We start from the raw sequence: 14864 nt of genomic DNA, 5'->3' as shown, positions 1-14864 counted from the left end.
GCCGGCCGCGCAGACCCGGCCACGCTGGGCCATGCCCACACTTCGTCCGGAACTGGCACTGGCCCGCCTCGGCGGCATCGCACGTCGTGACCGCCTGCGGGCGCTCAGTCACTGGCGGCGCATCGACTCAGCCCTGGCCGATGGCCGGATCGTGCGAGTGAGCCACGGGTGGTACAGCCTTCCGCTCGCACAGGACGGTCGGCGCGAGGCGCTGCGTCTGAGCGGCACGGCCTCCCACACCACGGCAGCCAACCACTGGGGCTGGAAGGTCAAGACCGCGTCGGACCGGCCCCACGTCACGGTGCGGCGCAAGCGGCACCTGACCCGAGACGCGCAGGTGCCCGCGACGGTCCACTGGCGCGACCTCGCTGCCGACGACGTTGCCCACGGCTGGGTGACCACCCGGGCCGACCGTCATCGACTGCTGCCTCGACCTGCCCTTTGACGAGGCACTCGCCGTCGCGGACTCGGCCCTGAGGTCAGGGCTCCCCCAACGAGACGTGATGGAGCGCGCCCGATGGCTTGGCCCGCGACAGCGCGGCAAGGTGGACCGGGTGATGGGCGCCGCCGACCGGCGCGCCGCCAACCCGTTCGAGAGCGTGCTGCGGGCAATCTGCCTGGACGTGCCCGGACTGGTGGTCGAGCCGCAGGTCCGGATCCGCTACGACGGCTTCTATGCGCGAGTCGACCTTGCCGACGACCAGCTGCGTGTGGTGCTCGAGGCCGACAGCCACGAGTTCCACACCGAGCGCCGCGCGTTCGACCGGGACTGCCGTCGCTACAACGGGCTAGTCACGCGGGACTGGCTCGTGCTCCGGTTCACGTGGGAGCAGGTGATGTTCGAGCCTGACGTGGTGCGGCGTGCGATCGAGGAGGTCGTCGCGCTGCGCCGGTCCCAGGGCCTCCGCCGCGACCGGGCGGGTCAGGTGACAGGCCAGAAGCGACGGAAGACCGAGTGACGCCAGTTCTCGTGGTTGGGTCCTGTTGGTTGACCCGGGTGCGTGAGCGGGCACACGGCATACGCGGACGTATGCCGTGTGGCTCAGAAGGTCTCGCGGGGCTGGTAGGTGCCCCAGACCTCACGCAGCGCGTGCGCGACCTCGCCGCCGGTGGCGCGGGCGGCGAGGGCTTCCTTCATCGGGTAGAGCACGTTGTCGGTGCCGCGGGCGGCGTCCTGCAGCCGGCCGAGCGCAGCCTTGACCGCTTCGTTGTCGCGGTCGGCACGCAGCGCCTCGAGGCGCGCGCGCTGGTCGGCCTCGATCGTCGGGTCGACGCGGAGCGGCTCGTAGTGGTCCTCCTGGTCGAGGACGAAGCGGTTGACGCCGACAACGGTGCGCTCGCCGTTGTCGATCTCGAGCTGCACGCGGTAGGCGGACCGCTCGATCTCGCCCTTCTGGAAGCCCTGCTCGATGGCAGCGACGGCACCACCCTTGTCCTCGACGGCCTGGATGAGCGCGAGCGCCGCGGCCTCGATCTCGTCGGTCATCGACTCGACGACGTACGAACCCGCAAACGGGTCAACGGTCTTCGTCACGTCGGTCTCGTAGGCGATGACCTGCTGCGTGCGCAGCGCGAGGCGCGCGGCCTTCTCGGTCGGCAGCGCGATCGCCTCGTCGAAGCTGTTGGTGTGCAGCGACTGCGTGCCACCGAGCACCGCGCCGAGGCCCTGGAGCGCGACGCGGACGAGGTTGACCTCGGGCTGCTGGGCGGTCAGCTGCACGCCCGCGGTCTGGGTGTGGAAGCGCAGCATCATCGACTTCGGGTTCTGGGCGCCGAACTCCTCCTTCATGATCCGCGCCCAGATGCGCCGGGCCGCGCGGAACTTCGCGACCTCCTCGATGAGGGTCGTGCGGGCGACGAAGAAGAAGGACAGGCGCGGCGCGAAGTCGTCGACGTGCAGCCCCGCGGCCTGCGCGGCGCGGACGTACTCCATCGCGTTGGCGATGGTGAAGGCGATCTCCTGCACGGGCGTCGCCCCGGCCTCGGCCATGTGATAACCGGAGATGGAGATGGTGTTCCAGCGCGGCATCTCCTTGTGGCAGTAGGCGAAGATGTCGGCGATGAGGCGCAGGGACTCGCGCGGCGGGTAGATGTAGGTGCCGCGCGCGATGTACTCCTTGAGCACGTCGTTCTGGATCGTGCCGGTCAGCTGGTCGCCGGCGACGCCCTGCTCCTCGGCGACGAGCTGGTAGAGCAGCAGCAGCGTCGAGCCGGGCGCGTTGATCGTCATCGACGTCGAGATCTTGTCGAGCGGCAGCCCGTCGAAGAGCGTCCGCATGTCGTCGAGGCTGTCGATGGCGACGCCGACCTTGCCGACCTCGCCGTGCGCGATCGACTCGTCGGAGTCGTAGCCCATCTGCGTCGGCAGGTCGAAGGCGACGGACAGGCCGCCCGTGCCCGCCTTGACGAGCTGGTGGTAGCGCTGGTTGCTCTCCTTCGCGGTGCCGAAGCCGGCGTACTGCCGCATCGTCCACGGCCGCCCGGTGTACATCGACGGGTAGACGCCCCGGGTGAAGGGGTAGCTGCCGGGTGCCCCGAGCTTGGCTTCGGCGTCGAAGCCGGCGAGCGCCGACGCGTCGTAGACGGGCTCGATGGGCAGGTCGGACTCGGAGCGCGCGCCAGTGCTGTCAGCCATGGTGCCGAGCGTATCGGCGTAGGGGTCGGTCACCGCGACCTGCCGGTCGAACGTTGCCGATCTCACTCGACCGACGGCGTATGCCGCGTGCCTCGATCGGGCCGGACGTGGCCTCTCGACGGGGCGGGGCCCACGAAGTGTGGTCTCTCGACATGGCAGAACCCGCGAAGTCTGGCCTCTCGACGGGTGAGGACCCGCAAGGTTTGGCCTCTCGACGGTGGAAGGGGGTGGGGGTCAGGGGTCGGTGGGCCAGCCGCGGATGAGGTCGGCCTTGCGCTGCTCCCACTCCCCCTCGAGCGCACCCATCCGGTCGCCGAGGAACTCGAGGAAGGCGACGGACAGCTGGAGCCGGCGCCCAGCGGCGGTCCCGAGGCCCCCGACCGCGGGGACGCCGGCCCGCAGGCTCGTCTCGATCTGGGCCAGCACCCGGTCGCGCGAGAGCATCGCCCCGTGCCAGGCGTCGGCCTGCACGACATAGACGTCGCGGCGCGAGCCGCGCTCGCGCTCCTTGCCGATGAGGTAGGTCTGGGTCAGGTAGCGCACCGCCCCGGAGATGGCGGCAGGGCTGACGTCGAGCGCCTCGGTGAGCTCGGCCGCGGTCATGCGCCCGTCGTCGTCGGCGAGCAGCTGCGCGAAGACGCGCGAGGCCAGGCGCGGCATACCGGCATCGGTGAGGGTGTCGCCGAAGCGCTCGACGTACGCCGAGACCGCGCGGTCGTCGCGCTGGGGCTCCGGCCGTGCTCTTGCCACCACTCCTCCTCCGTCCGCGTGCGCCGACCCTATCCTCACCGTCATAACATTCAGTAAACCGTGAATGTTGTGTACCGTCGATGCATGACTTCCGCGATCCAGGTGCAGGGGCTGCACAAGAGCTTCGGACGCACGGTCGCCCTCGACGGGCTCGACCTCGAGGTGACGACGGGCGAGATCCACGGTTTCCTCGGGCCCAACGGCGCCGGCAAGTCCACGACCCTGCGCATCCTGCTCGGGCTGCTTCGATCCGACGGTGGGCACGCCACCCTCCTCGGCGGGGACCCGTGGCGCGAGGTCGAGTCGCTGCACCGACGCCTCGCCTACGTTCCGGGTGACGTGGCCCTGTGGCCCAACCTCACGGGCGGCGAGGCCATCGACGTCCTCGCCCGGCTCCGCGGCGGCGTTGACGAGAAGCGGCGGGCGTCGATGATCGAGCGCTTCGACCTCGACCCCACGAAGAAGGGCCGCTCCTACTCCAAGGGCAACCGGCAGAAGGTGGCTCTCGTCGCGGCGCTGTCCTCCGACGTCGAGCTGCTGCTGCTCGACGAGCCGACCTCGGGCCTGGACCCGCTCATGGAGGCGGTCTTCCGCGAGGTCGTGCACGAGTTCCGTGAGGCCGGCGGCACGGTGCTGCTCTCGAGCCACATCCTCTCCGAGGTCGAGCAGCTGTGCGACCGCGTCAGCATCATCCGCGAGGGGCGCAACGTCGAGTCCGGCACCCTGACCCAGCTGCGCCACCTGTCCCGCACGACGGTCCGGGCGACGCTCGCCCATCCTGTCGACGCGGCGCAGGTCGAGTCGCTGCCCGGGGTCGCGGACGTCACGGTCTCCGGGGACCACGTGGCGTGCACCGTCGGCAGCGACGACCTCGGCCGGCTGCTCGAGCTGCTCGGCGCACACGGGATCACGGCCCTGACGAGTGCCCCGCCGACGCTCGAGGAGCTCTTCATGGAGCAGTACCGCGGGGCATCGGCGGTGGCCCCGTGACCACCGTCGCGCCTGCTCCGAGCCCGACGGCGCGTCCCGCGCCACGCGCCGCCGGTGCCGGGCTCACCGGCACGCTGTCGCTCCTGCGCCTCGCCGCGCGCCGCGACCGGGTGCTCGTGCCGGTCAGCGCCTTCGGCCTCGCGGCCTTCGTCGCACTGTCGGCGCAGGCGACCTTCGCCCTCTTCCCCGACCTGAGGTCGGCGCAGGAGTCGATGGCGCCGACGCTGGCCAACCCGGCACTCGTCGCGATGTACGGCCCGATCTCGAGCCTCGGCATCGACTCGATCGCGACGTTCAAGTCGGTGCTCCTCGGTGGCGTCTTCCTCGCCCTGCTCGCCTACGTCGTGGTCCGCCGCCACACCCGCACGGAGGAGGAGACCGGCCGGCTCGAGCTGCTCGGCGCCGGCGTCGTCGGGCGTCGGGCGGCGCTGGCGGCCGCGCTGCTGCTCGGCACCGCGGCCGTGCTGCTCACCGTCGTCCTCACCATCGGCTGGTCGATCGGCGTCGGGCTCGACCCGGCCGGCTCGGTGGCGCTCGGCGTCTGCTGGCTCGTCATCGGTCTCTCCTGGGTCGGCGTGACCGCCGTCGCGGCGCAGCTGACGTCGAGCACCCGCGGGACCGCCGGATGGTCGCTCGGGGCGCTCGCCGTGGCGTTCCTCGTCCGCGCCGTCGGCGACACAGCGGCCGCGGACAGCCCGGCGCGCTTCCTCTCCTGGCTCTCGCCTCTCGGGTGGGGCGTCAAGGTCTCTGCCTTCGGCGAGAACCGCTACTGGGTGGCGGCGCTCGGCATCGCGCTCTTCGCCGTGCTCGTCGCCGTCGCCTTCTCGCTGCTGGAACGACGCGACCTCGGCGCGGGGGTGCTCCCGAGCCGGGCGGGCCACGACCGCAGCCGGATCGGCACGGCCGGCGCCCTCACCCGACGGCTGGCCCGAGGCACCGTCGTCGGCTGGCTCGTGGCCTACGTGGTGCTCGGCGTCGTGCTCGGCTCCATCGCGGGCAGCGTCGAGACCTTCATCGACTCCCCCGAGGTCGCCGACATGCTGAGGGCCATGGGCGGCGACGCCGGCTCCGTCACCGACCTCTACTTCTCGACGGAGCTGCACTTCGCCGCCATCGGCGCGTCCGCCCTGTCGATCGCGCTCGTCACGCGGATGCACACGGAGGAGACGACGACGCGCGCGGAGGCCGTCCTCGCGACGCCGGTGGGGCGGGTCACCTGGGCGCTCGGCCACGTCGCCGTGGCCGTCGCCGCTTCGGCGCTCGTCCTGCTCGTCAGCGCCACGGTCGCCGGCCTCGTGCACGGAGCCGACGCAGGCGACGTCGGCGGGACGGTGGCGCGCCTCGCGGGAGCGGCGCTCTCGACGCTGCCGGCCGTGTGGGTCGCCCTCGCCGTCGCCCTGCTGCTCTACGGCGCCCTGCCCCGCTTCACCGGGCTGGCCTGGGCCGCGCTCATCGTCTTCCTGCTGCTCGGCGAGTTCGGTGACCTGCTCGACCTGCCCGGCTGGCTCGTCGACCTCTCACCGTTCACGCACCTGCCCGCTCTGCCCGGGGGCACCCTGACGTGGATGCCGCTCGTCGCCCTGACCGCCTTCGCGATGGCCGTCGGCGCTGCGGGCCTCGTCGCCCTGCGGCGGCGCGACATCGGCTGACGATCGGCGCTTCGGCCGGGGCGGGGGCCGCGCCTCGGTACGGTGTGCCCCATGACAGGCATACCGGGCTTCTGGGCCGTGATCCCCGCCGGAGGCTCCGGCACGCGGCTCTGGCCCATCTCCCGGCGCCACTCCCCCAAGTTCCTCCACGACCTCACCGGGTCCGGACAGTCGCTGCTGCGGGCCACGTGGGACCGGCTCGAGCCACTCGTCGGCGAGCGGATCCTCGTCGTGACCGGGGTCGCCCACGAGGACGCGGTCCGCCGCCAGCTGCCGATGCTCGGCTACGACGCCGTCGTCGGCGAGCCCTCTCCGCGCGACTCCATGCCCGCCATCGGCCTCGCCGCCGCGATCCTCGAGCGCCGCGACCCCGAGGCCGTGCTCGGCTCCTTCGCCGCCGACCACGTCATCGCCGAGCCGGACAACTTCCGGCAGGCCGTGACCGAGGCGGTGGCCCTCGCCCGTCGTGGCGAGCTGGTGACGATCGGGATCGACCCGACCGAGCCGGCCACCGGCTTCGGCTACATCAGGCTCGGCGAGCCGCTCGAGGTCGAGGACGCGCCGAGCGCCCACCGCGTCGACGAGTTCGTCGAGAAGCCCGACCTCGAGACGGCGACCCGCTACGTCGACAGCGGCGAATACCGCTGGAACGCAGGGATGTTCGTCGTCGGCGCGACGACACTGCTCGAGCTGCTCGCGGAGAACCACGCCGACATGGTCGACAGCCTGCGCACCATCGCCGGCGACCCCCGGCGGATGGCCGACCTCTGGCCCTCGCTGCAGAAGATCGCCATCGACCACGCCGTCGCCGAGCCCGCCGCCGCAGCAGGTCGCGTCGCGGTCGTCCCCGCCGCCCTCGGGTGGGACGACGTCGGCGACTTCGCCTCTCTCACAAGGCTCGTCGCCCAGTCGAGCTCGATCCCCGGCATCACCGCGATCGGCCCGGCGGACGACATCATCAGCATCGACTCGACCGCCACCGTGGCGACCGGCGGCCGTCTCGTCGCCCTCATCGGCGTCGAGGACCTCGTCGTCATCGACACGCAGGACGCGCTGCTCATCACCCGACCGGACCGCGCTCAGGAGGTCAAGCAGGTCGTCGAGACCCTGACCGCCCAGGGCCGCACCGAGCTGACCTGAGACCGGAGCGCTCATGACGGACCGCGTGGACCTGGCCGACCCTGCTGCGGTGCCGCCGCGCCGGCCATGGTCGCCGACGACCCCGGCCGGCGCTCTCCGCGCTCCGGCGCCTTCCGCCGCCCCCGGTGCGGCTGTCGCCGTCATGCTGGCGGTGGCCGCAGCCTGGGCCGTGGCCCTCCCGCGACTCGTACCGAGCACGTTCGGCGACCACGGGACGTACGCATCGGTCGCCGAGCGCCTGCTCGCCGGCGACCGCCTCTACGTCGACGTCTGGGACAACAAGGACCCGCTCTTCTACTACGCCCTCGCCGTCGGCCGCCTCGTCTCACCCCTCGCCGACGTCGCGCTCGAGGTCCTGTGGGTCCTCGGAGCGGGCCTCGCCGTCCTCGTCCTCGCGCGCGCCGCCGGCGCGGCTCCGAAGATCGCGGTCGTCGCCGGCCTCGGTGCCACTCCGCTGCTCCTCACCGGACCGGCCTACGAGAGCGGGATGACGCACCTGCCCGGACTCGCCCTGCTGCTCGGGGCCGTCGCGTGCGCCGTGCGTTCGCGCTGGGTCGTCGCCGGGGCGCTCGTCGGGCTGCTCCTGCTCACCAAGCTGATCCTGGCGCCGGTCGTCGCCGGGGCCCTGCTCGTGGTCGCGCTCCACCGGCGTGCCTCGGGCGGCCTCATGGGTCTGGCGCGAGCGGTCCTGGGCGCGGTGGTCTTCCTCGCAGCAGGGATCGGTGCGATTTCGTGGCGGGGTGAGCTGACCGGCTGGGTCGACAACTTCCGCCTCAACGCCGACTACGCCGACGGAGAGCTCGTCGCGTCGCAGTACGGCTCGGTCGTCGGACACCTGCTCCGCGTCTTCCCCGAGGACGCCCGCGGTGCCGGCGTCGTGACGATCGCGAGCATCGTGCTCGTCCTCGTGCTGGTGCCGCGTGCCTCGACAGCTCGCCGCGCACAACCGGCGAATCCCGAGCCGACGACCAGCCGAGAGCACCCCGAGCGCACCATTTCCCCGGCCGTCCTGTGGGACCTCGTCATCGTCACCCTCGTGCTCGGGCTCGTCGTCATCGCCGTGACCGGGACGTGGCCGCACCACGCCCAGACGCTGTCGGCTCCGGGCGGCCTGGCACTCGCGCTCGTCGCGAGGCGCGCCGTGCCCCTCTTCAGCGTGCGCCGGGCGGCGTTGCTGCTCCTCGTCGGCGGCTACCTCATGGCGGGCGCGCTCCACCCGTACTTCGTGCTCACCGCTGCCCGCGACGTCCCGTCGAGCCTGCGCCTGCTCGAGAGCCGCTCCCCGGACAGCGCCGTCCTCGGCTCACTCCCCGGCGTGAAGACGTACGCCCGGGCGGGCTCGAACGACGCGAGCGCCCACGCCGTGGGGCTGGGCGCCCTGCGGCTCGTGTGCCCGCGGTTCCACCAGTACCCGTTCGACTCCGCCGCGGCGCTGGACGCGACGGCTGCGTGCCTGCCTCGAGCGCAGGCGGTCATCATCGACGACACCCTGCGTCCCGAGGAGGGACAGCCGGCGTGGAACTTCTTCGTCTCGCGGGTCCGCGCCCTCGTGTCCACCGGCTACGACTGCGTCCGGACGTCCGTCTCGCAGGTGTGCGTGCGCCGCGCCTCCTGACCGGGCCCGTCCAGCGCTCGACGTGCTGGCCGCGCCCCTGACCCCCGTGCGACCGAGGGCGTATGCCGTCCGCAGGGCTCAGGCGCTCGGCGCCGGCTCCCCGGTCACCTCGCGCACGTAGTCCCAGAACTGGGCCACCTGCTGGGGCGACTCGACCCCGACGGGCGCGTAGTGCGTGGACCGGCGGCGCCGGTCGTGCCAGAACCCGCCGGTCCCGATCGGGTCGGCCGTCGCCGCGAGCCACACGGCGGTGTCGGCGCCCGAGTCGGCGTCGCGCAGCAGCGGCCCGGTGACCGCGGCGAAGCGCGGCAGCGAGTCGGTCACGCCGGGGGTGTCGGCCCACCCGGGGTGCATCGAGTGGACCCGGATGCCGTCGGCGGCGAGGTCGCGCGCCCACAGCTCGGTGAGGACGAGCTGCATGCGCTTGGTCCGCGCGTAGGCGGTCACGCCGGAGTAGTCGCCCGAGGCGTACTCCGGGTCGTCGACGTCGAGGCGCTGGCCGTAGGCGCCTCCGGACGTCACGAGGACGACGCGCCCACCGTGGAGCGCCTCGCGCAGACCGTAGGTCAGCACGTGCGGACCGAGGACGTGCGTGGCGAGGGTCAGCTCGTGCCCCTCCGGCGTCACGGTGCGCTGGGGCGGCATGACGCCGGCGTTGTGCACGACGGCGTGCAGGCGCGGCACCTCCACCGCGAACCGCCGGGCGAAGTCCGCGGTGGCCGCGAGGTCGCTGACGTCGGCGACGTGGGCCGTCACCTCGGCGAGGGGCTGCTCGTCGACGAGGCGGGCGCGGGCGTCGTCGAGGCGACCGGGGTCGCGACCGGTGATGTGGACGGCTGCGCCGAGGCGCGCCAGGCCTCGGGCCGTGGCGAGGCCGAGCCCGCCGCTCGCGCCGGTGACGAGGACGTGACGCCCGACCAGGGCGCCGGGCACCGGGTCGTGCGGCCACCACGCGCGACGCACCGCCGGACCGATCTTCGTGTAGCCCAGGACCAACGACTTGTCCATGACCCAGTCGAGGGCAGCGGCAGCTTCGTGGAGCACCATGTGCCCACCCTAGGCGGGCTCAGGTGACGGGCCCAGGTGGACTGGCCCAGGTGCGGGGCACGAGGACGTCACCGAGGCGTCACCCCACACACCCCGCGACGTCGCCCGCCCCGGCGCCGGTCCCGGGACCGTGGGTGACGTGCGCGTCGCCATCGTCACCGAGTCCTTCCTCCCGGCCGTCAACGGCGTGACCACGAGCGTCTGCCGCACCGTCGAGGAGCTGCACCGGCGCGGCGACGAGGTGGTCGTCATCGCGCCGCGCACGAGGGCGGACGGGCCGGCGAGCTTCGACGGCGCCCGCGTGCACCGCGTGACGTCGGTGCCGGTGCGCCAGTTCGACGTCGGCCTGCCGACCCCGGAGCTCGAGCGGGTGCTCGGCGACTTCGCGCCCGACGTCGTGCACGTCGCGAGCCCCTTCGTCCTCGGCGCGCGAGGTCTCAGCGCGGCCCGCCGGCTCGACCTGCCGACCGTCGCGGTCTTCCAGACCGACATGGCCGCGTACGTCAGGCAGCACACGCCCGGACCGGCCGGTGCGGCTGCCGCGGCGGCGACGTGGCGCTGGCTGCGGCGGCTGCACTCGTGGGCCGACCTGACGCTCGCGCCGTCCTCGAGCGCGCTGTCGGACCTCCGGGCCCAGGGCGTGCCGCGCATCGCGCCGTGGGGTCGCGGTGTCGATGCGAGCCTCTTCAACCCCTCGTGGCGGCTCGACGCGCTGACCCGCTCCCTGCGCCACGAGCTGGCTCCCGGAGGCGAGCTGCTCCTCGGGTTCGTCGGCCGGCTCGCGCCCGAGAAGGAGGTCGAACGCCTCGCCGAGCTCGCCGACCTCCCGGGCACGCGGATCGTCGTCGTGGGCGACGGACCGTCGCGCGCGCCGGTCGGCGCCGCCCTCGCCGAGGCGGTCGCGAGCTCGGCCACCCGGCCCAACCGGCCACCGGCCTTCCTCGGGCCCCGGCACGGCGACGACCTCGCTCGGGCCTACGCCTGCCTCGACGTCTTCGTGCACACCGGCACCGCCGAGACGTTCGGCCAGACCCTCCAGGAGGCCGGCTCCACAGGCCTGCCCGTCGTCGCCCCGCGCCGGGGTGGACCCGTCGACCTCGTCACCGACGGTGACAACGGCTACCTCTTCGACCCCGAGCGCGCGGGCGACCTACGAGCGCAGGTATGCCGGGTGCTCGCCTCCCCGGGGCACCGCGCCGCCCTCGGTCGGCGCGGTCGACTGCGCGTCCGCGAGCGCTCGTGGTCGCGGGTCGTCGAGGACCTCGTCGCGCACTACGGCCGCGTCATCCGCGACCGGGGCGCCGACCGCGCCGCCTGAGTGCCAGCCCCACGGCCGGGCATGCCGGGCACCCGCCCGGGGACACGGCATACGCCCAGGTTGTCGAGGGTTCTTGTTGAGATTGTCACAACAACCCGTTTACCAGTGGGTAGGAATTCGAGTGCGGAAACCGCGGGGATAGGGTGCGGACGTGGCCACCAACACTCTCCCAGCGACGGGAACTCCCCGACCGGCGTCGGCACGCCGCACCACCGTGTTCATGAAGCTGCTCATGGCCCTCTCGGGCGCGCTCTTCGTGTTCTACGTGCTGGTGCACATGTACGGCAACCTCAAGATCTTCGGCGGTGTCGAGGCGTTCGACGAGTACGCCCTGCACCTGCGCACGATCCTCATGCCGATCCTGCCCTTCGGCGGGTTCCTCTGGATCTTCCGCGCACTGCTCGTGGTCGCGCTCGCCGCGCACGCGTACTCCGCCTTCTACCTGTGGAGCCGCGCCCGGGGCGCTCGCACCACCCGCTACGTGGCCAAGCAGGCCGCGCAGGCGACCATCCGCAGCCGGATGATGCGCTGGGGCGGCGTGGCGCTGCTCCTCTTCCTCGTGTGGCACCTGCTGCAGTTCACGATCCTCAAGATCAACGTCGGCCCCGACGCCGCCGGTGACAGCGCCGGCAAGCTCGTCATCTCGAGCTTCCAGGTGTGGTGGGTCGTCCTCATCTACGTCCTCGCGCTCGCCGCGCTGGGCATGCACCTGTGGCACGGCGTGTGGAGCGCCTCGCAGACCCTCGGCTGGACCAACAGCGCCAAGTCGCGTCGCACCGCCAAGGCGACCGCGACCGTCATCGCGCTGGTGACCGCCGTGGGCTTCGCGCTCCCGCCGCTCGCCATCCTGTTCGGAATCGTCAAGGGGAACTGATCCATGACCGACACCCAGACAGCCAGCACCGTCGCGCCCGAGGCGCCCGCCCCCACCCGTGAGGCGGCGCCCGGCGTCGTGCACGGCCTCTACACCGAGGGCGAGCCGATCGTCGACACGAAGGCACCCAAGGGCCCGATCGAGGCGCGCTGGAACAAGCGCAAGTTCGATGCCGCCCTCGTCAACCCGGCCAACCGCCGCAAGCTCACCGTCATCATCGTCGGCACCGGCCTCGCGGGTGGCGCCGCGGCGGCGACGCTCGGTGAGGCGGGCTACAACGTGAAGTCCTTCTGCTACCAGGACTCCCCGCGCCGCGCGCACTCGATCGCCGCGCAGGGTGGCATCAACGCCGCCAAGAACTACAAGGAGGACGGCGACTCGACGTTCCGTCTCTTCTACGACACCGTCAAGGGTGGCGACTACCGCTCGCGCGAGTCGAACGTCTACCGCCTGGCCGAGGTCAGCGCCAACATCATCGACCAGTGCGTCGCCCAGGGCGTGCCCTTCGCGCGTGAGTACGGCGGCCTGCTCGACAACCGCTCGTTCGGTGGCGTGCAGGTCTCGCGCACGTTCTATGCGCGTGGCCAGACGGGCCAGCAGCTGCTCATCGGCGCCTACCAGGCGCTCGAGCGCCAGGTCGCGGCCGGCACGGTCGAGATGTTCAGCCGCCACGAGATGCTCGAGGTCGTCGTCGTCGACGGCAAGGCCCGCGGCATCATCGCCCGTGACCTCGTCACCGGCGAGATCGAGACCCACCTCGCCGACGCGGTCGTGCTCGCGAGCGGCGGCTACGGCAACGTCTTCTTCCTCTCGACCAACGCGATGGGCAGCAACGTCACCGCGACGTGGCGCGCGCACCGCAAGGGCGCGCACTTCGCCAACCCCTGCTACACGCAGATCCACCCGACCTGCATCCCGGTGGCGGGCGAGCACCAGAGCAAGCTGACGCTCATGTCCGAGTCGCTGCGCAACGACGGCCGCATCTGGGTGCCGAAGAACGCCGCCGACTGCGAGAAGGACCCGCGCGAGATCCCCGAGGAGGACCGCGACTACTACCTCGAGCGGATCTACCCCTCGTTCGGCAACCTCGTGCCGCGTGACATCGCGAGCCGCCAGGCCAAGAACGTCTGCGACGAGGGCCGCGGCGTCGGCCCGAAGGTCGGCGACTTCCGCCGCGGCGTCTACCTCGACTTCACCGACGCCCTCAAGCGCATGAGCGCCGAGGCCGTCGCGGAGAAGTACGGCAACCTGCTCGACATGTACCAGCGGATCACGGGCGAGAACCCGTACGAGGTGCCGATGCGCATCTACCCCGCCGTGCATTACACGATGGGCGGCCTGTGGGTCGACTACGACCTCCAGTCGAGCATCCCCGGCCTCTTCGTCGCCGGCGAGGCGAACTTCTCCGACCACGGAGCCAACCGTCTCGGCGCGAGCGCCCTGATGCAGGGTCTGGCCGACGGCTACTTCGTCCTGCCGAACACGATCCGCGACTACCTCGCCAAGGGCCCGTTCCCCAAGCTCGAGGAGTCCCACGAGGCCGTCGTCGAGGCTCGCGCCTCCGTCGACGCTCGCGTGCAGAAGCTGCTCTCCATCAACGGAGACCGCTCGGTCGACTCCTTCCACAAGGAGCTCGGCAACATCATGTGGGAGTACTGCGGCATGGAGCGCTCCGAGGAGGGGCTGCTCAAGGCCATCGACCTCATCCGCGGCCTGCGTGACGAGTTCTGGCGCAACGTCAAGGTGCTCGGCTCCGCCGACACGCTCAACCAGAGCCTCGAGAAGGCCGGCCGTGTCGCCGACTTCCTCGAGCTCGGTGAGCTCATGTGCATCGACGCGCTGCACCGCCGCGAGTCCTGCGGCGGTCACTTCCGCGCCGAGTCCCAGACCGAGGACGGCGAGGCGCTGCGTCACGACGACGAGTACGCCTACGTCGCCGCGTGGGAGTGGGGCGGTCAGGACGGCACGCCGGTCCTGCACAAGGAAGACCTGGTCTACGAATTCGTCGAGATGAAGCAGCGGAGCTACAAGTGAATCTGACCCTGAAGATCTGGCGCCAGGCCGGCCCCAAGGCCAAGGGCGAGATGGTGACCTACCCGGTCACCGACATCTCCGAGGACATGAGCTTCCTCGAGATGCTCGACGTGCTCAACGAGCAGCTCAACGCCCGCGGCGAGGAGCCGATCGCATTCGACTCCGACTGTCGCGAGGGCATCTGCGGCATGTGCGGCCTGATGATCTCCGGCAAGGCCCACGGCCCCGAGGTCACGACGACGTGCCAGCTGCACATGCGCAGCTTCTCCGACGGCGACGAGATCACCATCGAGCCGTGGCGCGCCGACGCGTTCCCCGTCATCAAGGACCTCGTCGTCGACCGGTCGAGCTTCGACCGGATCATCCAGGCCGGCGGCTTCATCAGCGCCAACACCGGCTCGGCCCCCGAGGCCCACTCGGTGCCCGTGCCCAAGCCCAAGGCCGACCGCTCCTTCATGGCGGCCGCGTGCATCGGCTGTGGCGCGTGCGTCGCGGCGTGCCCCAACGCCTCCGGCATGCTCTTCATGGGCGCGAAGATCACCCACCTCGGCGAGCTCCCCCAGGGCCAGCCGGAGCGTGACGCCCGCGTCGTCAGCATGGTGAGCCAGCACGACCACGAGGGCTTCGGCGGCTGCACCAACGTCGGCGCCTGCTCCGCGGCCTGCCCCAAGGAGATCCCGCTCGACGTCATCAACCAGCTCAACAAGGACCTGCGCGGCGCGCTGATGCGCGGCGAGTGAGGCGCGACGCGCCCTCCGCAGGACCACCGACGACCCGCCCCGGACCACCGGGGCGGGTTAGTCTTTCCCGGC

13 protein-coding genes are annotated in these 14864 nt (G+C 72.0%); 10 read left to right on the top strand and 3 right to left on the bottom strand.

Annotation, left to right across the window (positions count from 1 at the left end; all coding sequences use genetic code 11):
- Positions 1–31 precede the first annotated feature (31 nt).
- Entirely contained in the window at positions 32–445 is a 414-nt protein-coding gene (locus U5C87_RS11130) for a hypothetical protein (RefSeq protein ID WP_330476630.1), read from the top strand.
- Positions 446–503: 58 nt separating this feature from the next.
- Positions 504–959 carry an endonuclease domain-containing protein gene (locus tag U5C87_RS11125; protein WP_330476629.1) on the top strand — a complete coding sequence of 152 codons (456 nt, stop codon included), beginning with the start codon at positions 504–506 and terminating at the stop codon, positions 957–959.
- An 83-nt stretch (positions 960–1042) separates the two neighbouring features.
- Here U5C87_RS11125 and U5C87_RS11120 read toward each other — a convergent pair whose 3' ends face one another.
- Positions 1043–2635, bottom strand: a complete 1593-nt coding sequence (locus U5C87_RS11120) for an acyl-CoA mutase large subunit family protein (RefSeq protein WP_330476628.1) — start codon at positions 2633–2635, stop codon at positions 1043–1045.
- Positions 2636–2869: 234 nt separating this feature from the next.
- On the bottom strand, positions 2870–3385 hold the full coding sequence (locus U5C87_RS11115) for a GbsR/MarR family transcriptional regulator (protein ID WP_330476627.1): 516 nt from the start codon (positions 3383–3385) through the stop codon (positions 2870–2872).
- A gap of 84 nt (positions 3386–3469) precedes the next feature.
- Here U5C87_RS11115 and U5C87_RS11110 point away from each other — a divergent pair, with 84 nt between their 5' ends.
- The 4 genes from U5C87_RS11110 to U5C87_RS11095 are packed head-to-tail and all read left to right on the top strand — an operon-like array spanning position 3470 to position 8779.
- Entirely contained in the window at positions 3470–4375 is a 906-nt protein-coding gene (locus U5C87_RS11110; protein ID WP_330476626.1) for an ABC transporter ATP-binding protein, read from the top strand.
- Positions 4372–6024 (top strand): ABC transporter permease, encoded by a 1653-nt coding sequence (locus tag U5C87_RS11105; protein ID WP_330476625.1) that lies wholly within the window; start codon positions 4372–4374, stop codon positions 6022–6024. Before U5C87_RS11110 ends, U5C87_RS11105 begins: the two co-directional genes overlap by 4 nt.
- Positions 6025–6075: 51 nt before the next feature.
- Positions 6076–7164 carry a mannose-1-phosphate guanylyltransferase gene (locus U5C87_RS11100; protein ID WP_330476624.1) on the top strand — a complete coding sequence of 363 codons (1089 nt, stop codon included), beginning with the start codon at positions 6076–6078 and terminating at the stop codon, positions 7162–7164.
- Between the two features lie 13 nt (positions 7165–7177).
- Positions 7178–8779 carry a hypothetical protein gene (locus U5C87_RS11095; RefSeq protein WP_330476623.1) on the top strand — a complete coding sequence of 534 codons (1602 nt, stop codon included), beginning with the start codon at positions 7178–7180 and terminating at the stop codon, positions 8777–8779.
- 78 nt (positions 8780–8857) lie between these two features.
- Here the strand turns inward: U5C87_RS11095 and U5C87_RS11090 are convergent, their stop codons facing one another.
- A complete protein-coding gene (locus U5C87_RS11090; RefSeq protein ID WP_330476622.1) occupies positions 8858–9826 on the bottom strand; it encodes an SDR family NAD(P)-dependent oxidoreductase in 969 nt (322 codons plus the stop codon).
- Positions 9827–9965: 139 nt separating this feature from the next.
- On the opposite strand from U5C87_RS11090, the gene U5C87_RS11085 reads away from it, so the two are divergent.
- The 4 genes from U5C87_RS11085 to U5C87_RS11070 all read left to right on the top strand — a co-directional run bounded on the left by U5C87_RS11085 (position 9966) and on the right by U5C87_RS11070 (position 14792).
- The gene (locus U5C87_RS11085) at positions 9966–11144 is read left to right on the top strand and encodes a glycosyltransferase family 4 protein (RefSeq protein ID WP_330476621.1); all 1179 of its coding nucleotides are present in this window, start codon (positions 9966–9968) and stop codon (positions 11142–11144) included.
- Positions 11145–11295: 151 nt separating this feature from the next.
- Positions 11296–12018, top strand: coding sequence for a succinate dehydrogenase cytochrome b subunit (locus U5C87_RS11080; RefSeq protein ID WP_030203272.1), 723 nt, complete (start codon positions 11296–11298; stop codon positions 12016–12018).
- A gap of 3 nt (positions 12019–12021) precedes the next feature.
- Positions 12022–14052 carry a fumarate reductase/succinate dehydrogenase flavoprotein subunit gene (locus U5C87_RS11075; RefSeq protein WP_330476620.1) on the top strand — a complete coding sequence of 677 codons (2031 nt, stop codon included), beginning with the start codon at positions 12022–12024 and terminating at the stop codon, positions 14050–14052.
- Entirely contained in the window at positions 14049–14792 is a 744-nt protein-coding gene (locus U5C87_RS11070) for a succinate dehydrogenase/fumarate reductase iron-sulfur subunit (RefSeq protein ID WP_030203278.1), read from the top strand. Before U5C87_RS11075 ends, U5C87_RS11070 begins: the two co-directional genes overlap by 4 nt.
- The last annotated feature ends 72 nt before the right edge of the window (positions 14793–14864 follow it).

Origin of the sequence: Terrabacter sp. C0L_2 (assembly GCF_036352015.1) — a bacterium.
Lineage (GTDB): Bacteria > Actinomycetota > Actinomycetes > Actinomycetales > Dermatophilaceae > Terrabacter > Terrabacter tumescens.
This window is presented reverse-complemented; position numbering and strand designations above follow the sequence as displayed.